At 61.0% G+C, this 16730-nt stretch carries 17 protein-coding genes; 7 read left to right on the forward strand and 10 right to left on the reverse strand.

What is annotated here, in order from left to right:
• Positions 1-9: 9 nt before the first annotated feature.
• Genes BUB69_RS04400 through BUB69_RS04410 form a run of 3 tightly spaced genes read left to right on the forward strand, consistent with a single transcriptional unit; the run spans position 10 to position 2043 of the window.
• On the forward strand, positions 10-798 hold the full coding sequence (locus tag BUB69_RS04400) for a PIG-L deacetylase family protein (protein WP_073162745.1): 789 nt from the start codon (positions 10-12) through the stop codon (positions 796-798).
• Complete coding sequence (locus BUB69_RS04405; protein ID WP_073162748.1) at positions 795-1418, forward strand: SAM-dependent methyltransferase; 624 nt, start codon at positions 795-797, stop codon at positions 1416-1418. The genes BUB69_RS04400 and BUB69_RS04405 overlap by 4 nt, the downstream gene beginning before the upstream one ends.
• On the forward strand, positions 1390-2043 hold the full coding sequence (locus tag BUB69_RS04410) for a glycosyltransferase family 2 protein (protein WP_073162750.1): 654 nt from the start codon (positions 1390-1392) through the stop codon (positions 2041-2043). Before BUB69_RS04405 ends, BUB69_RS04410 begins: the two co-directional genes overlap by 29 nt.
• A gap of 37 nt (positions 2044-2080) precedes the next feature.
• Here BUB69_RS04410 and BUB69_RS04415 read toward each other — a convergent pair whose 3' ends face one another.
• From BUB69_RS04415 to pcaD, 4 genes are all read right to left on the reverse strand, one after another.
• A complete protein-coding gene (locus BUB69_RS04415) occupies positions 2081-3151 on the reverse strand; it encodes an alpha/beta hydrolase family protein (RefSeq protein ID WP_073163229.1) in 1071 nt (356 codons plus the stop codon).
• Between the two features lie 341 nt (positions 3152-3492).
• Positions 3493-4101: an FMN-dependent NADH-azoreductase gene (locus BUB69_RS04420; RefSeq protein ID WP_073162753.1), complete on the reverse strand. Its 609-nt coding sequence runs from the start codon at positions 4099-4101 to the stop codon at positions 3493-3495.
• 73 nt (positions 4102-4174) lie between these two features.
• The gene (locus BUB69_RS04425) at positions 4175-5134 is read right to left on the reverse strand and encodes a LysR substrate-binding domain-containing protein (protein ID WP_073162755.1); all 960 of its coding nucleotides are present in this window, start codon (positions 5132-5134) and stop codon (positions 4175-4177) included.
• A gap of 82 nt (positions 5135-5216) precedes the next feature.
• A complete protein-coding gene (gene pcaD / locus BUB69_RS04430) occupies positions 5217-6011 on the reverse strand; it encodes a 3-oxoadipate enol-lactonase (RefSeq protein WP_073162757.1) in 795 nt (264 codons plus the stop codon).
• Positions 6012-6138: 127 nt separating this feature from the next.
• On the opposite strand from pcaD, the gene BUB69_RS04435 reads away from it, so the two are divergent.
• A complete protein-coding gene (locus BUB69_RS04435; RefSeq protein ID WP_073162759.1) occupies positions 6139-6483 on the forward strand; it encodes an MmcQ/YjbR family DNA-binding protein in 345 nt (114 codons plus the stop codon).
• Here BUB69_RS04435 and BUB69_RS04440 read toward each other — a convergent pair.
• Together BUB69_RS04440 and BUB69_RS04445 are read right to left on the reverse strand one after the other, a co-directional pair.
• Positions 6478-6912, reverse strand: a complete 435-nt coding sequence (locus tag BUB69_RS04440) for a DUF1294 domain-containing protein (protein WP_073162762.1) — start codon at positions 6910-6912, stop codon at positions 6478-6480. The genes BUB69_RS04435 and BUB69_RS04440 overlap by 6 nt on opposite strands.
• Positions 6909-7739 carry an undecaprenyl-diphosphate phosphatase gene (locus BUB69_RS04445; protein WP_024687965.1) on the reverse strand — a complete coding sequence of 277 codons (831 nt, stop codon included), beginning with the start codon at positions 7737-7739 and terminating at the stop codon, positions 6909-6911. Before BUB69_RS04445 ends, BUB69_RS04440 begins: the two co-directional genes overlap by 4 nt.
• Before the next feature lie 238 nt (positions 7740-7977).
• Here BUB69_RS04445 and pnuC point away from each other — a divergent pair, with 238 nt between their 5' ends.
• Positions 7978-8541 carry a nicotinamide riboside transporter PnuC gene (gene pnuC, locus BUB69_RS04450; protein WP_073162764.1) on the forward strand — a complete coding sequence of 188 codons (564 nt, stop codon included), beginning with the start codon at positions 7978-7980 and terminating at the stop codon, positions 8539-8541.
• Complete coding sequence (locus tag BUB69_RS04455; RefSeq protein ID WP_073162766.1) at positions 8538-9068, forward strand: AAA family ATPase; 531 nt, start codon at positions 8538-8540, stop codon at positions 9066-9068. Before pnuC ends, BUB69_RS04455 begins: the two co-directional genes overlap by 4 nt.
• Here BUB69_RS04455 and BUB69_RS04460 read toward each other — a convergent pair.
• Positions 9056-10381: a sigma-54 dependent transcriptional regulator gene (locus BUB69_RS04460; protein WP_024687968.1), complete on the reverse strand. Its 1326-nt coding sequence runs from the start codon at positions 10379-10381 to the stop codon at positions 9056-9058. The two genes, BUB69_RS04455 and BUB69_RS04460, sit on opposite strands and share 13 nt — an antisense overlap.
• Positions 10382-10689: 308 nt before the next feature.
• Between BUB69_RS04460 and BUB69_RS04465 the strand changes: the two genes are divergently transcribed.
• Positions 10690-10956, forward strand: a complete 267-nt coding sequence (locus tag BUB69_RS04465; RefSeq protein WP_004879734.1) for a hypothetical protein — start codon at positions 10690-10692, stop codon at positions 10954-10956.
• Positions 10957-11269: 313 nt separating this feature from the next.
• On the opposite strand, the gene BUB69_RS04470 is transcribed toward BUB69_RS04465, so the two are convergent.
• The 3 genes from BUB69_RS04470 to cobN are packed head-to-tail and all read right to left on the reverse strand — an operon-like array spanning position 11270 to position 16730.
• Positions 11270-11884 (reverse strand): vWA domain-containing protein, encoded by a 615-nt coding sequence (locus BUB69_RS04470; protein ID WP_073162768.1) that lies wholly within the window; start codon positions 11882-11884, stop codon positions 11270-11272.
• Between the two features lie 53 nt (positions 11885-11937).
• Positions 11938-12966, reverse strand: a complete 1029-nt coding sequence (locus tag BUB69_RS04475; protein WP_073162771.1) for a magnesium chelatase ATPase subunit I — start codon at positions 12964-12966, stop codon at positions 11938-11940.
• Positions 12966-16730 carry a cobaltochelatase subunit CobN gene (gene cobN / locus BUB69_RS04480; RefSeq protein ID WP_073162773.1) on the reverse strand — a complete coding sequence of 1255 codons (3765 nt, stop codon included), beginning with the start codon at positions 16728-16730 and terminating at the stop codon, positions 12966-12968. The genes BUB69_RS04475 and cobN overlap by 1 nt, the downstream gene beginning before the upstream one ends.

The following is a 16730-nucleotide window of genomic DNA, read 5'->3' on the forward strand; positions in this document are numbered from 1 at the left end:
GAACATTCCATGGATAAAAGCCCGCATCAGGAAGGCTTTGCGGTCAGTGATGACGCATCAGGCCGCGGCACCTCTCTGCAGGCCTGGAATGCCTCGAAAAAGCTCGGCGCAGTTGCAGCCATTACCGCCGATCTGCTGGTCCCGCCCAATTGCAGAGCCGTGATCATCGCCCCGCACCCGGACGATGAAGTGCTGGGCTGCGGTGGCCTTATGCGCCAGCTGGCTCAGTTGGAGCGCCCTATTCTGCTGGTATCGGTTACCGATGGCACTGCCAGCCACCCCGACTCTGCGCTATGGCCGGTTGCCCGATTGAGCGCAATTCGACCACAGGAAAGCGCGCAGGCACTGAGTATTCTGGAAATTTCCCAAGAACGCCTGGAGTGGATTCGTGGCGGTTTTCAGGATGGCGACGTTGCCAGCGACGAGGACAAGCTGGTCGCCCTGCTCGCACAGCACCTGTGCCCCACCGATGTAGTGTTCGCCAGTTGGTCTGGTGACGGCCATGGCGATCACGAGGCTGTTGGCCGGGCCTGCGCAAGCGCCTGTTCGACATCCGGTGCACAACTTCATGAAGTTCCCATCTGGGCCTGGCACTGGGCCGACCCCGAGGACGAACGCATTCCTTGGGAGCGTGCGCGCAAAATTCTGCTAGACCCTGAAACACAGGCCCGTAAACGCAGTGCTGCCCACGCCTTTGCCAGCCAGTTGCAGGGTGATCCCGGCATCGGCTTGTCACCGGTGCTGCCCTCGCCTGTTCTTGAGCGTTTGCTGCAGCCGTTCGAAGTGGTGTTCACATGAGTGTCGCCGACCGGTATTTCGACCAGCTCTTTCGCGATGATGATGACCCTTGGGCGTTTAAACAGCGTTGGTATGAACGTCGTAAACGTGCCTTGTGCATGGCTGCTCTGCCCAGCGAGCGGTATGCGGCAGTGTTTGAACCCGGCTGCGCGAACGGCGAACTGAGCGCAGAACTCGCGGCCCGCTGCGACACGCTGCTGTGCTGTGACACCTCGCAGCGAGCCGTTGAACTGGCAGGCCAGCGACTGGCTGCGTTTGCCCATGTACATGTGGCTCAGGCGCGACTGCCCCAGCAATGGCCTGAGGGTCGGTTCGACCTGATCGTACTGAGCGAACTGGGTTACTACCTGGATCTAGAGGATCTGTATCGCTTGATCGACTGCGCGCTGAATGCGTTGACGCCTGGCGGCCAGCTGCTCGCCTGCCACTGGCGGCCCGACATCGACGAGTGCCCGCTCACTGCACAGCAGGTCCACGATGCGCTTGCCGAGCGACTGGGTATGCATCGGCTTTTCACTCATCACGAACAGGACTTCCTGCTGGACCTGTGGGCGCGTGATGGAACATCGGTAGCTGAACAGGAGTTCTGGGATGATCGGCGTTCTGATTCCGGTACATAACGAGGAGGGTTTACTGGACCTGTGTCTGGAAACTATCCTGCTGGCAGCCGCACACCCGGCCCTTGGCGGTGAACAGGTAGAGGTTCTGGTGGTGCTTGACAGCTGCACCGATCGCTCGGCAGCGATCGCGCACTTTTTCGGCGTCAACACCCTTGAAGTCGGGGTGCGCAACGTCGGACATGCCCGCGCCCAGGGCGCTGCGGTGTTGCTCGACAGAGGCGCACGGTGGCTCGCATGCACGGACGGTGACAGCAGCGTGGCCAGTGACTGGCTGGCCGAGCAACTGGCGCTGGATGTGGATGCGGTGTGCGGGACCGTCACACCGGGCGCTTGGGGTCAGGAGATTTCCATCGCCGCGCAAACCGCCTACGACCGGCATTATCAGCATCGTGACGGCCACCGCCACATCCACGGCGCCAATCTGGGTGTGAGTTCGATCGCCTACCTGCGGGCGGGTGGTTTCCCCGCACTGGAATGTCACGAAGACGTGCACCTGGTTCGGCAACTGGAGCTGAGCGGTGCGCGTATTGCCTGGAGCTGCCGCCCCCGCGTGACCACCAGTACCCGGCTGGACTCCAAGGCTCGCGGCGGATTCGGCGACTATCTACGCTCGTTGAATACCTGAGACCTGGCGCCGCACCGCCTGTGCGGCGAGCCGTGCATCACTGATGATTGGCCGTCTGCATCCCGGAGTTGTCCGACCCGAACGCACCCAGCGTGCTGGTGAAAAACCTGGCAGCTTCGGCACTCAGGTTGCGGTGGATGTTTTCCCGATCAACCCCTTCGCGGTCGTTGCACATCATGGGCATGGTTGCACGCTGCTCGTCGCTGCAAGGGGCCATGAAGACGAAATGCCCTGCCCCTGCCAGCAATTTGTAATCCGGCGCCTGTGGCAGCTTGCGAGCCAGCGCTTGTGCGTTTTTGTCCACCGCCAGCAACTGATCGTCATCACCGGCATACATCAGCACGGGTACATGAACGTCGCCCAGCGTCTGCCGACCGAACATCAGGCTCAAAGGGGCCATCAACATCAACGCGCCGACTCGCGAATCGGCTTGTGCATGCAGATCCTCTCGATCAGCGACCAACTCACCCTGGGTCTTGCAGGCATCCTTGTCCATAGGACGCTCGATGCAGTACTGACGCAAGCGCTTGAGTTCGGGCTGTGCACCCGCGAGGATCAGCGCCGTCTCACCCCCGGCCGAATAGCCGATCACACCGACCTGGCGGGCGCTGAGGTAAGGCGCAAGCATCGGGTCCGTCAGCGCAGCACTGATGGCTTCGGAAATCTGCAGGGGTCGACCGTAAAGATTGCTCAGGCTGCCCAGACGGCTGTGATCACGGTAGTTGTCACCTGGATGAACAACGGCCACCACCACAAAGCCCTGACGCGCCAGCGAGGTCGCCAGGTCATGTAACGCCAGCGGAGTACCCGTGTTGCCGTGAGACAACATCAACAGTGGAAAACGTCCCAGCGCGATGGCAGCGTCTTCACCGGCCTCGACCCGATAGCCCTCAACGACACTGACTTGCTCGGGATCGGTAGACGGATAAAAGGCAATCGCCTGCATCGGCTGGGAGTCCAGCGGATCGACAAAACTCAGCTCGTGAAAGCCTGCGCTCCACTCGCTGTCGGCGAGAACGCTACCCGTGAGCGCATCATCAGCCTGAACATGCACCGAAATCAGGCCATCGAGCAGACAAACCAGCATCACCGCACAAAGACGTACCATGGCAAGGCCCAACCTTTGTAAGTTCCGGCATCCGCCGGACAGTCCATTCACGCGCTTGTGCCGAGCTTCGTGCTCCAGCGCCCCATCTTTCTCAACAACTGAGAGTGTCTTCAAGGCAAATAGTGCATAAGCCGGGCCAGCTATTGGTCGGATCATGTTGCAACTGCCAACCACTGCGCAAAAAACGGACCGGCGCGGATTTATGCGTGTGCAGTTTACCGCCACATGCCCCGCGCTACCTGTAAGGAAGCTGTCAATTATTCAATGAAACGCAAGCGCAAAAAAACTCCAGAGCCATGCGCGCTGCGCAGGCTGTGGAGTCTGATGGGAACGGCGTGCTATCAGGCAGCGAACAGCTTCTGCTCGATATGCTGCTGCGCAGCGGTCAGCGCATTGGCGCGCGGCGCTTCACCGTAGGCCAGGCCTTCGGCACGAACGAAGTGCAGATCAGTCACGCCGATGAAACCGAATAGCAACTTGAGGTACTCATCGTGACCTACGCTGCTTGGCTGGCCAGCGTGAAGACCACCCGCCGTGGAAACGATGATGACCTTTTTGTCACCGCACAGACCTTCAGGACCGGCCTCGGTGTAGCGGAACGTTCTACCCGCGACGGCGATGCGGTCGATCCAGGCTTTCAACTGAGTCGGGATGGTGAAGTTGTACATCGGCGCACCGATCACCAACACATCCGACTCCAGAAACTGCTGCAAAGTGGCCTCATTGATGGCGACTTCCTGCTGCTGAGCCGCATCACGGCCTTCAACCGGAGTGCCCGCAGCCGCGAGGGTGGCGGGAGAAAAATGGCTCAGGGCTTCGCTGGCCAGATCGCGGTAGGTCACGCGGCTGTCGGCGTGGTTCGCCTGATAGGCCTCGACCACACTGCGGCTGAGCTGACGCGACGCGGAGTGGTCACCAAGAATGCTGGAATCGATGTGCAGAATGTTCATAACGGGCTTCCCAGGTTATATCGTCATTGGGCGATCAAGTGGGGAGCATCCTATCGTTGTTGGTAATGTGTGATTAGTCGCCCTGAACATGATGGTTCGTTCTATTGATGGAACAGTAAATGGACTCCGGGTTGTGGGTCAGTTCCTTGAACGACGTTTCGAACGCGTCCAGCATGGCCCTGATGGCCGGCAGCAGCCCGCGCCGGGAGGCGAACGCAGCATGGATCACGCCACATTTGGGCCGGTGAGCATCGAACAGCTCAACGAGACGTCCCTGCTGCAAGGCGCTTCGCACCAGAATCTCGGGTAATTGCGCTACGCCTACACCCTGCAGGGCACCTTGCAGGATCGCATCCAGGTCCGAACAGACCAGCCTTGGCGTGTGTCGCACCTCCACATAATGCCCCGGCCCGTTTTCCAGCAACCAGCGATGACTTTGGGTCGCGGAAGTCAGGTCCAGGCTAGGCAGGCTCGCCAGGTCCTCGAATGAAGCATCAGCGCCAAGCTGCGCAGCCAGATCAGGGTGAGCCACCAGTCGCTGGGCGCTGTAGCCCAATGTCTTGACCACCAGCCCTTCGTCTTCCAGAGGCGGAAACCGCACACGCAGTGCAATGTCGATGTTTTCTGACAGCGGATCGACGCGCCGATTAGTGCTCTCGATATAAACCTGGACCTTGGGATAAGCGGCCATGAATCGGGCAACCGTCTCGTTGATGCCCATGGCCCCCATCGTGGGCGGACAACTGAGCGAGATACGCCCTTGGGGTTCGGATCTGGAACGCTGAATGGCTTCCTCCGCCGCTTCGGCCTCGACCAGCATCGCCACGCAATGCCCATAGTAATCACGCCCGCTTTCAGTGACGGCAAACTTGCGCGTGGAACGCTGGATCAGCCTGACCCCCAGACGCTCTTCAAGGCCTGCAATGCGGCGGCTGAGTTTGGACTTTGGGATGCCCAGTTTGCGACCGGCAGGCGCAAACCCTCGGCACTCGACCACCTGGACGAAATAAAACAGATCATTGAGATCGAACACCCGCCACCTCGCACACTCAGAGGGCGCGAGTATGGCAGTGCGAAAGCGGCGATCTCAAGACCTGTGGAACGTGATAAAGCGGCTACTGAGCCGTCGTCAGAAACGCCAGCACCGGCTGGGTGAAGGCTTCGCCCGCCTCGACGCTGGAGAGGTGAGCGGCATGGAGTTCAATCATGCGAGCGCCAGGGATGCGTTCAATCATGAAGCGCCCGTCCGCTGGCGTGGTCACGGCATCCTCGGTGCCGCACACCACCAACACCGGCAGCCTGATCGAGCCGATCTGCTCACGGAAATCTGCATCGCGCACTGCTGCGCAGTTGGCGGCATAGCCTTGAGGCGCTGTCCGGGCGAGCATCCCGACGATGGTATCGACCGTAGCAGGCTCAGCCTGCGCGAAGGATGGCGTGAACCAGCGTGCAATCGAGGCATCACGCAAGGCGATCATGGCCGCCTCTGCGTCACGCAACACCGTTTCAATGCGCGGATTCCAGACGTCGGGGCTGCCGATTCTGGCAGCCGTATTGCAGAGCACGACGCGCAACAACCGCTCAGGCGCATTGATCGCCAGCCACTGACCGATCAGGCCGCCCATGGACAGACCGCAGAAGGACACCTGGTCCAGCTTCAGGGCGTCCAGCAGCGCCAACACATCGCGGCCGTTCTGCTCGATGCTGTAAACACCCTCGCTGACCAGCGACTGACCGTGCCCACGCGTGTCGTAACGCAACACCCTGAAATGCCGGGTCAACGCCGGGATCTGGTTATCCCACATGTGCAGATCAGTGCCTAACGAATTGGACAACACCAGCACCGGCGCGTCCTGCGGACCTTCGAGCAGGTAATTCAGTTGACCCTCGGCGAGTTGCACGGCAGACATTCGACGCTCCAGTGAAAACAAAACCTGAACACTAAAGCGTGTCGGGACGTCATACAATCCAGCGCTCGAATATCCGTGCGGCTATCGAACACCTTACCCCGCGCTTGTGCGCAGCAAGGAGCACAGCATGCAAACCGAAGACATCGCCACTTTTTGCCTGGATCTGCCTGGGGCGCGGGAAGACTACAAGTGGGGCGGGATACGCGTGTTTTCCATCGCGGGAAACAAGATGTTTGCGGTCATGGATCTGGCAGGTCAGGGCTTGTCCTTCAAGGTGGCCCCGGACCTGTTCTTGGGCTACGTCGACCGCCCCGGCATCCGCCCTGCCCCCTATCTGGCACGCGCACACTGGATCAGCATCCCGGAGCCTCACGCGCTCAGCGACGATGAGATCCGCGATCTGCTGATCCGCTCGCACCAACTGGTGGTGGGCAAGCTGCCCAAGCGCCAGCAGGTCGCACTCACGCTATAACGGCAACAATCGCCACAGCCTGCGGCCGAGAAACAGCCAGTCGATCCAGAACGCCTGATGCACCAGCACGATCAGCCAGAACACGACCTGAAAGGACACTTTACGAGTTTTGTGCCGAAACACCTGCTGCGCCAGCAATGCGCCTGGCCATCCGCCCAGCAACTCGGTGGCATGCAGGACGTTTTCCGGCGTGCGCTGGCCGCCTTTACCGGCCTGCAGCTTGTCATGCCGGTACAACAGAAAGGCCAGAAGGCTCATCACCCCTATCACGACTGCCGGGATCAGCAGCCCCTGCCTGATCCACAGTTGCGCCGATCCATACACGGGCAGCGCGACCAACAGCAGCAGGATGAGCAGCTTCAAACGCAGCCCTTGAACCGGAGCCTTGTGCTGACGAGCAGGCGGCCGCGGTTCACGTATCGCCGTCATGCCTTGGCCGACGCCCAGTCGATCCAGCCGAACTGCCACGTCGCCAGAATCAGCAGGCCGAACGCGATGCGATACCAGGCAAACACCGCATAGCTGTGGGTCGCGATAAACTTGAGCAGCCCGCGAACGGCGATCATGGCGAAGATAAACGAGGTTACGAACCCTACCGCAAAGACTGCGAAGTCATCCGGGCGAAACATGTCCCGGTACTTGTAGCCCGAGTAGACCGCAGCACCGACCATGGTCGGCATGGCCAGAAAGAACGAAAATTCGGTGGCTGCCTTGCGCGACAGGCCAAACAGCAGGCCGCCAATGATCGTCGAGCCAGACCGCGAGGTTCCTGGAATCATCGCCAGACATTGCACCAGCCCGACTTTCAGGGCGTCGCTCCACTTCATGTCATCGACCGTTTCGGCGCGTACCACATGCTCGCGGCGCTCGGCCCAGAGCATGATCACACCGCCGATGACCAAGGCAGTGGCCACGGTGATGGGATTGAACAGGTAGTGGTGGATCATGTCGGCAAAAATCACCCCGAGGACCACGGCCGGCATGAAGGCGATCAACAGATTGATCGTGAAGCGCTGCGCCTGCGCTTCTTTGGGCAGCCCCACCACCACGTCCAGAATCTTGCGTCGAAATTCCCAGACAACGGCCAGAATCGCACCCAGCTGGATGATGATATTGAACGCCATGGCCCGCTCGCCACCGAAGTCGATCAGGTCTGCGACAATGATCTGGTGGCCGGTGCTCGAAATCGGCAAAAACTCCGTCAACCCCTCTACAACACCCAATATCAACGCCTGAGCAGCGGTCCAAAGATCCATCATTCCCCCATGCAGCGATGCCCGAGGCTCGCCTGTTAGTGTTGTTGTGTAAAAAATGGTTGCTACTATGCCGCCGCAATCCTGAACGAACCTTGAAGAAGCGCTGCAAAAACGCCGAATGCTAGCAGACCTTTCAGCGCAAAGCCTCCCGCCTGCACAACCTTGCCATCACCACCTCCCCGTTGCGCCCATAAGCGCTTACAATCGCCGCCCCCGTCCTCATCACCAAGGAGCCGCGATGTCCGCGCTTGAACTTTTCGCCGCCGCCATCGGCGTGCTTGCGGTCTGGCTGACAGTCAAGCAGAACCCTTGGTGCTGGCCGATCGGTCTGGTCATGGTGGTGATCTACATCTGGATCTTCTTCGACGTGAAGCTCTACTCGGACATGCTCCTGCAGGTCATCTATGCCGGCTTGCAGGTGTATGGCTGGCTGCAATGGACCCGTCACGGCAGCGGGCTTCCGGTTCGCGCCGTCACGGTACTGCAGGGCAACTCGGTGTTAAGCGGACTGGCCATCGGCGCGGGTATCAGCCTTGCACTGGGCGCGGGCATGGCGCATTTCACCGATGCCGCACAGCCCTGGCTGGACGCAGCACTGACCGGGTTCAGTCTGGTGGCGCAAGTCTGGATGGCGCAGAAGCGCGTCCAGTGCTGGCCGTTGTGGATTGTGCTCGACGTGATTTTTGTCGGACTGTTCATCTATAAGGATCTGTACCTGACAGCCGCACTGTATGGCCTGTTCACGCTGCTGGCGGTTCAGGGGTGGCGTGAGTGGCGCAACGATCTGGCGCTGGCGCGATGAAGGTGCTGGTCCTGACCGGCCCTGAATCCAGCGGCAAGAGCTGGCTGTCGGGAGAAATCCAGCGCCGTTTCGGCGGTGTGCTGGTAGACGAATACGTGCGTCATTTCATCGAAGAGCAAGGCCGCGATACCGTCTACGACGATATCGCGACCATCGCCAGGGGTCAGCTCGACCGCGAAGACGCTGCGCGCGTAACCCGCCCCGAACTGCTGATCCTCGATACGCATTTGTTGAGCAACATCCTGTGGAGCAAGACACTGTTCGAAGACTGCCCGGCGTGGATCGAGCAAGAATTGCTGAGCAGGCACTATGACCTGCATCTGCTGCTGTCTCCAGAAGGCGTCGAGTGGATCAGCGACGGTCAACGCTGCCAGCCACGACTGGCCGAACGTCAGGCGTTCTTTGCGGCCAGCCGGCAATGGCTGGAGCACCACACGCAGCATTACCAGGTGATCGAAGGCGACTGGCAGCAACGCCGCGAGCAGGCACTGACGGCGGTCACGCAACTGCTCGCTCAGCGGATCTGATGCTTGTGCAGCAACCGATAGAACGTGGGTCGAGAAATCCCCAGAACCTTGGCCGCCACACTGAGGTTGTCGCTGTGGCGTGTCAGCACGTCGCACAGCGCCTGACGCTCGGCACGCGACTTGTATTCCTCTAGCGTTCCCATGCTGCTGGCAACGGCCTCCTCACCCAACAATCCCAGATCCGCCGCCTCGATCTGCCGACCTTCCGCCAGAACCAGCCCGCGCCGAACCCGGTTAGCCAGCTCTCGCACATTCCCCGGCCAGTCGTGTTTGCCCATGGAAATCAACGCGTCCTGACTGAAATTACGCGCGCGCCTTCCGGTTTCCTGACTGTAGAAATGGGCAAAGTGATTGGCCAGCATGGCCAGGTCGCCATGCCGCTCACGCAGCGGCGCGGTGCCGACCTGCAACACATTCAGCCGGTAGTACAAATCTTCCCGAAAACGCTTCTTGCGAATGGCCGCCTCCAAGTCCACATGGGTGGCGGCCAGCACCCGGACATCCACCGGTATCGGCTCACTGCCACCGATGCGTTCGATCTGTCGCTCCTGTAAAAAACGCAGCAGATGCGCCTGACTTTCCAACGGGAGATCACCGATCTCGTCCAGAAACAGCGTGCCGCCGTCCGCCGCTTCGATTCGGCCGATTTTGCGCTCCTGGGAACCGTTGAACGCACCTCTCTCGTAACCGAACAGATCGGCGTGGATCAAATGCTCGGCAATGGCACCGCAATTGACCGCTACGAACGGTTTGTTACGGCGCTGAGACTGGGAGTGCAACGTCCGTGCGACGAGCTCCTTGCCAGTGCCGCGCTCACCGCGAATCAGCACCGGCGATTCGGTGGGCGCGAGCTTGCTCAACAGCCGACGCAACTCCCGAATGGGTCGGCTTTCGCCCAGCATCTCGTGTTCACTGCTGGACGTCTGTGCCGCGCCCTGTGCTCGCAAACGCGCCATGCCATAGGCACGGCCCAGCGTGACCTGCATGCGAGCGACGTCGAACGGCAAGGTATGGAAATCAAAAAACCACTCGCACACGAAGTCGCCAATCTTCTCGCGACGCAGATCATCGGGTGCCAGCACAGCGATCCATTGGGTGTTGGTGCGGGTAATGAGCTCCTTGACCATGTCCGGACGCTCGAAGTGGTCAGGCATCAGGCGGATCAAACCCACATCACAGCTGAGATTGAGCGCCGACTCGAGCGTACTGCTGTCCACCGCCCATCCGGCAGCATGCAGGACAGGGATCAATTGATGACAATCGTCACAGGGGTCAACAATTAACAGACGTCGCGTTGGGGCCGATTCATGCATAGAGGTTCCTTGGCGCCCGGCGTCGAATTAAGGTTATGAAAAACGTTTTATAAACAGTATGTTGGCGAGCCCGATCCTTACATTAGCAAATATTTGACACAGCCTTGTACCGTTTGCGTCTAACGGCAATAACCAAATGTCATGGTTGCCGTAACGTTGCGTTAACGGGATGGGCCGTAAAAAATTCTGAAAAACTTCAAAAAAGTGTGTGACTCATGTGGCCCTCGCGTTCATCAACACAAGTAACCAGCCGGACGGTAAGCCCGCCGACGTGACTGAATTGATAAGGGCACTTTGAGGAATTGACCATGAACGCCCCACTGCGCTTCAACGATGCACTTCTGATCGCTGGACACGCTTTTGAACCCTTCCAGTGTGTTGCCTGGGCACCACAGGACGGGAACGGCGAACTGAGCCTGACCGTAATAGACCGCACCAGCACCCGCATCGGCCGCAAGCAGATTCCGAGCAGCACCTATTCGGACAAGCAGCAACTGGCCAGCGCCCTGGAGCAGGCCCGCGCTGAAATCAGTAACGAAGGGTATGACCTCAAGCCCTGGACCATGCCGGCCTGAAGTGAGGCGAGGGCCAGGATCATTGACTGATCAGGCCCTCGCTTGCAGTTTGTTGAGTAGGCAAACGTGATTGAAAACCGGCCTCAGTCAGTGGGAGCGGACTTGTCCGCGAAGGGGGCGGTACATTCAGCCGAAGTATTACGCCTGAAAGTCAGTCTTCGTGGACAAACGGAACGCCGCCCGGTCCACGTCTACGGATTGAAAACCGGTTTCAGTCAGTGGGGGTAAGGTCCTGTAACGGGCGCTTCTGGCCCCCTGCTTTCGTGAGCAAGCTGACGCCCACGCAGAGATGGGCATGATCGCTGGATGAAGCTCAGCCCAACGTCCCCAGCTCATCAATATGCCGATAATCCGCCCCCAGCCCGCGCGCCAGCTCTCGTGCTCTTCCCAGCCGGATCGGACCTTTTTCCACATCAACCAATAGACTCGGGCAGTCGAATGCCAAGAGCGCTGGCATATGTTTGAGCCTGCCGTCGGTCAGCACCAGCACCCGCTGTTGTTCTGACGGAAAGCGCTTGCTGCGTTTTGCCAGCCACAGCCGGGCCTGCTCCAGAGCCTCCGTAAGAGGCGTTCCGCCGCCCGCCCCCAATGCATCCAGCCATGAACTCAGCGCAGCTGATGCTTTCAGACCTTGATGCTGCCAGCGCGGCGCGTTGCCACTGGCCGTGAGCAAGGCCAGTCGGGCGCGGCGTCGATAGGCGTCGTCAAATACCTGGGACAGCAGGCCCTTTGCCTGGCTCAGTGCCTGATGACGTTTCGTCGAAGCAGACGCATCGACAATCACCAGCAACAGCTCATGGGGGCGACTGCTGCGCGGCTGACGAACCAGATCGCTGGCCTTTTTCGGACGTCCCTTCATCAACGTCGGCAGCCATTGCACCGGCCCATCCGAGCCTGCGCGTAATGCGCCGGTTTTGCCCGAAGCCAGTCGACCCGGCCGGGGAACGGCATCCGCCCCCTTCGAGCGTTGGGGGCGGATGCCTAAGGCTTTTTTGGCCAGCTCGGCACTTCGCGGCGCGATCCGGTAGGCACTGTTTGAGCCGGCAGCTCACCCCAACTGCCCTGCCCGCTCTGGTTATCCGGTTTTTCGGAAGAACCTGAAGGCGGTGTCTCTGGCGATTGCGGTGATGGCGGCGACGGTTCGCGACGGCGATGGCGCAGGGCAAACTCCGCCACGGCGTCAATGTCCTGCTCCTCGATCACCTCGACACCCCGCCAGGCCGCGTGTGCCCGTGCGGCGCGCAGCCAGACCAGATCGGCGCGCATCCCGTCAACGCCAGCCGCAAAGCAGCGTTCGGTGATCAGCGCCAACGACGTGTCATCCAGCGCAATGCCCGCCAGCAGCGAACGCGCGTGTTCGCAACGCTGTTTCAGAGCATCCTGCTCAGGCGCCCACTGGGCACAGAATGACTGTGGATCTGCGTCGAAGTCCAGACGCCTGCGGATGATCTGGCCCCGCTCGGCCGGCAACATCTGCCCGCTCAACGCCACGTTCAAGCCGAAGCGATCCAGCAACTGCGGGCGCAGTTCGCCCTCTTCCGGATTCATGGTGCCAATCAGCACGAATCGAGCGGCGTGACGATGGGAAATACCATCACGCTCCACCAGATTGACGCCACTGGCCGCGACATCCAGCAGCAGGTCCACCAGGTGATCGGCCAGCAGGTTGACCTCGTCGACGTACAGTACGCCGCCGTCGGCCTTGGCCAGCACGCCGGGCGAGAAACGCGCCCGGCTTTCGGAGAGCGCGACATCCAGATCCAGCGTGCCCACCAGCCGCTCTTCGGTCGCGCCCAACGGCAGCGTCACGAACTGCCCGCTGGCGAGCAGATCAGCCAGACCGCGCGCCAGGGTCGATTTGGCCATGCCTCGAGGCCCCTCGATCAGCACACCGCCGATGCGCGGATCAATGGCCGTCAGGCACAACGCGAGTTTCAGGTCATCGGCGCCCACGACGGCGGCCAGTGGAAAATGCGGCGTGTTGGCAAGGCTTGAGTCAGGCACGGTCATCAGTTCTCTTCTATATCCAGCAGCAGGTTTTCCAGGGCTTGCTGATAATCGCCCGGATCCTGCCAGAGCCCGCGCTGCTGAGCTTCAAGCATGCGCTCGGTCATGTCGCGCAGGGCATCGGGGTTGTGCTGCTCAATGAATTCGCGGGTCGACGCATCAAGCAGGTAGGCATCAGCCAACAGTGCATATTGATGATCATCAATCAGTTCGGTGGTGGCGTCGAATGCGAACAGAAAGTCCACCGTGGCCGCCATTTCGAACGCACCTTTGTAGCCGTGACGTTTCACGCCGTCGATCCACTTGGGGTTCGCTGCCCGCGAACGTATCACGCGGTTCAGCTCTTCCTTTAAGGTACGGATTTTCGGCAGGTCCGGCTGGCTGTGATCGCCATGATAGCTCGCTGTCTTCTCGCCGCTGAGGGTTTCGGCGGCGGCCAGCATGCCACCTTGAAACTGGTAATAGTCATTGGAGTCCAGCAAATCGTGTTCGCGGTTGTCCTGATTCTGCACCACCGCCTGCACCTGAGACAGGCGCTGAGCGAAGCGCTGCCGGGCAGGCGTACCTTCATCGGAAGCGCCATAGGCGTAGCCACCCCAGTTCAGGTAGACCTCGGCCAGATCCTCACGACTCTGCCACAAGCGACCATCAATAGCGCCCTGAACGCCAGCGCCATAGGCGCCCGGCTTGGCACCAAAGATTCGCCAGCCTGCCTGACGTGCCGCTTCGTCCTCGCTCATTCCCTCGGCGATGAAACTCTGTCGCTCTTCACGCACCCGGGCGGCAATCGGGTTCAGGTCATCCGGCTCGTCGAGCGCCGCAACGGCCTGCACGGCCGCGTCGAACAGACGAATCAGGTTGGCAAAGGCATCGCGAAAGAAACCGGACACCCGCAATGTCACGTCCACACGCGGACGATCCAACAGGCTGACCGGCAGAATCTCGAAGTCGTCGACACGCTGGCTGCCCGTCGCCCAGACCGGACGCACGCCCATCAGCGCCATGGCCTGCGCGATGTCGTCACCGCCGGTGCGCATGGTCGCTGTGCCCCAGACCGACAGACCCAGTTGCCGCAAATGGTCGCCGTGATCCTGTAAATGACGTTCCAGCAGCAGGTTGGCCGACTGAAAGCCGATCCGCCAGGCGGTGGTGGTCGGCAGGTTGCGCACGTCCACGCTGAAGAAATTACGCCCGGTCGGCAACACGTCCAGCCGCCCGCGACTCGGCGCACCACTGGGTCCCGCCGGTACGAAGCGACCACTCAAGGCCGCGAGCATGCCCTGCATTTCGCCGGGGCCACAGGCGTCGAGACGTGGCGCGACCACTTCGCGCAGGCTGTCGAGAATCAGCGACAGGTCGGCGTGCGCCGGTAGATTCGTTACGTCCTGACCCTGGGTGATACGTTCAATCAAGGCCGCAGCGTACAGCTCAAGGCGCTCACGTGCGTCGCCAGCCGTGCGCCACGGGTCGGCGCTCAAGGCCAGTAGTTCAGCTGGGCGCGGACCTTGCCAGGGTTCGGCAAGCTCACAATCCAGCGGGTCGAAGCCCAGGCCAAACGCCTTGCTCAAGGCACGTAGCAGACTCGACTGCGCACCGCGCCCGTCGCCACGCGGAATACGCAACAGCGCCAGCAGCGTGTCGATACGCAAACGGCCTTCAGGTGACTGGCCAAATATATGCAGCCCGTCGCGAATCTGCGACTCCTTCAAGTCACAAAGGTAGGTATCCAGACGCGGCAGCCAGATGGCCGCGTCGGCATCGCTGTCAGTCGTCCCTTCCAACGCCAGCTCGCGGTCGATCCGGGTTTCGCGCACCAGATTCAGAATGTCGCGCTGCAGTTCGCGGGCGCGCCGCGGGTCGAGCAGTTGCGCTTCGTAGTATTCGTCCGCCAGCAACTCAAGATCGCGCAACGGTCCATAGGTTTCGGCGCGAGTCAGCGGCGGCATCAGGTGGTCGATAATGACGGCCTGCGTGCGTCGCTTGGCCTGCGCGCCCTCACCCGGATCATTGACGATGAACGGATAGATATTCGGCATTGCGCCCAGCACCGCATCCGGCCAGCAGTTCTCGGACAGGCCGACGCCCTTGCCGGGCAGCCACTCCAGGTTGCCGTGCTTGCCGACATGCACCACGGCGTGCGCGCCGTAGGCCTTGCGTAGCCAGAAGTAGAAGGCAAGGTAGCCGTGCGGCGGCACCAGATCCGGGTCGTGATACACCGCACTGGGATCGACCTGATAACCACGCGCCGGCTGAATGCCGATGAACGTCAGGCCAAAACGTAGACCTGCGATCATCATCCGGCCGCCGCGAAACATCGGATCGGCATCCGGCGCGCCCCAACGGGCATGTACCGCATCGCGATTGGCCTGTGGCAGCGCGTTGAACGCTTCAAGGTATTCATCCAGCGCCATGCTTTGCTGACACGGACGCTGATCAATGCTGTCCAGATCATTGGTCACGCCGCCGAGCAATTGCTGAATCAGCTCGGTGCCGCTGTCAGGCAGCTCGGCCAGCGGATAGCCCTCAGCCTGCATGGCGCGCAGGATGTTCAACGCGGCAGCGGGTGTGTCGAGCCCGACGCCATTGCCGATCCGGCCATCGCGGGTCGGGTAATTGGCGAGAATCAGTGCCACGCGCTTGTCGGCGTTGGGCAGGCGTGCCAGCAGAATCCAGCGTCTGGCCAGTTGTGCGACAAAATCCATGCGCTCAGGGTGCGCGCGGTAACAGACCACATCGGACTGACTGCGCTCGCTACGCCATGCCAGGTCCTTGAAGCTGATCGGCCGACTGATGATGCGCCCGTCCAGTTCCGGCAAGGCAATGTGCATCGCCAGGTCGCGGGCCCCCAAGCCCTGCTCGCTGGCCTGCCACGCGGGCTGGTTGTCCTGCGCACAGATGGCCTGTATGACGGGCACATCGCGCCGAAAAGGCCGTAAATGCGGGGCTTCAGGACTCGACTGGGCAAAGCCGGTGGTGTTGAGAATCAGCTCGACACCGGCCTCATCCAGCCAGTCTTCGACCTGTTTGAAGCAGCCCGGCTCTTTAAGGCTGGCGACTGCAATCGGCAACGGGTTAAGGCCATGCGCCTGCAACCGCTCGCAGAATTCGTCGATGAACCCCGTGTTGGCCGCCTGCAGGTGCGAACGATAGAACAGCAGTGCAGCCACCGGCTGGTCACTGTGCCAATCGGCCTGCCAGTCGGCCAGTACGGCAGTTGCCCGCTTCGGATGATAAACAGCGGTACGTGGTAGCGGCTGAGGCTCGGCCCAGGCGTAATCTTGACCGAGCCAGGTGCTGGCGATGCAGCTATAAAGGTCCAGTGCATTCTGTAGACCGCCCTGACGCAGGAATTGCCACAGGCGGTTGCAGTCGTTCGCTGCAACGGTGCTCAGGTCGATCAGTTCCGGATCGTGCCGGTCACAGCCCGGTACCATAATCACCGTGACGCCTTGCGCAGCCAGCGCCATCAGCCGCTCGACGCCGTAGCGCCAATAACCAATGCCGCCGTGCAGGGAAAGCAAAATCACTTTGGCGTGACGCAGTACTTCATCGACATACAGATCGACCGACGCGTGATTCTGCACCTGCATCGGGTTGGCCAGGCGCAGGCTGGGGTAATCCTCGGGCAACTGCCGGGCCGCTTCGGCCAGCAGCGCCAGACTTGAATCGCCGCTGCAGAGAATCACCAGCTCGGCCGGGGTTTGTCCCAGGTCAGCGATGCTGTCATCGGGTACGAAACCGCCGGGCTGGGTTCTCAGCAGGTGCAT

Source organism: Pseudomonas asturiensis, assembly GCF_900143095.1.
Taxonomy (GTDB): Bacteria; Pseudomonadota; Gammaproteobacteria; order Pseudomonadales; family Pseudomonadaceae; genus Aquipseudomonas; species Aquipseudomonas asturiensis.

Coding starts and splice junctions, on each gene's coding strand:
- BUB69_RS04400 (WP_073162745.1), top strand. CDS start 10: ATGGATAAAAGCCCGCATCAGGAAGGCTTTGCGGTCAGTGATGACGCA.
- BUB69_RS04405 (WP_073162748.1), top strand. CDS start 795: ATGAGTGTCGCCGACCGGTATTTCGACCAGCTCTTTCGCGATGATGAT.
- BUB69_RS04410 (WP_073162750.1), top strand. CDS start 1,390: ATGATCGGCGTTCTGATTCCGGTACATAACGAGGAGGGTTTACTGGAC.
- BUB69_RS04415 (WP_073163229.1), bottom strand. CDS start 3,151: ATGGTACGTCTTTGTGCGGTGATGCTGGTTTGTCTGCTCGATGGCCTG.
- BUB69_RS04420 (WP_073162753.1), bottom strand. CDS start 4,101: ATGAACATTCTGCACATCGATTCCAGCATTCTTGGTGACCACTCCGCG.
- pcaD (WP_073162757.1), bottom strand. CDS start 6,011: ATGTCTGCCGTGCAACTCGCCGAGGGTCAACTGAATTACCTGCTCGAA.
- BUB69_RS04435 (WP_073162759.1), top strand. CDS start 6,139: ATGCAAACCGAAGACATCGCCACTTTTTGCCTGGATCTGCCTGGGGCG.
- BUB69_RS04440 (WP_073162762.1), bottom strand. CDS start 6,912: ATGACGGCGATACGTGAACCGCGGCCGCCTGCTCGTCAGCACAAGGCT.
- BUB69_RS04445 (WP_024687965.1), bottom strand. CDS start 7,739: ATGGATCTTTGGACCGCTGCTCAGGCGTTGATATTGGGTGTTGTAGAG.
- pnuC (WP_073162764.1), top strand. CDS start 7,978: ATGTCCGCGCTTGAACTTTTCGCCGCCGCCATCGGCGTGCTTGCGGTC.
- BUB69_RS04455 (WP_073162766.1), top strand. CDS start 8,538: ATGAAGGTGCTGGTCCTGACCGGCCCTGAATCCAGCGGCAAGAGCTGG.
- BUB69_RS04460 (WP_024687968.1), bottom strand. CDS start 10,381: ATGCATGAATCGGCCCCAACGCGACGTCTGTTAATTGTTGACCCCTGT.
- BUB69_RS04465 (WP_004879734.1), top strand. CDS start 10,690: ATGAACGCCCCACTGCGCTTCAACGATGCACTTCTGATCGCTGGACAC.
- BUB69_RS04475 (WP_073162771.1), bottom strand. CDS start 12,966: ATGACCGTGCCTGACTCAAGCCTTGCCAACACGCCGCATTTTCCACTG.
- cobN (WP_073162773.1), bottom strand. CDS start 16,730: ATGCACCTGCTGAGAACCCAGCCCGGCGGTTTCGTACCCGATGACAGC.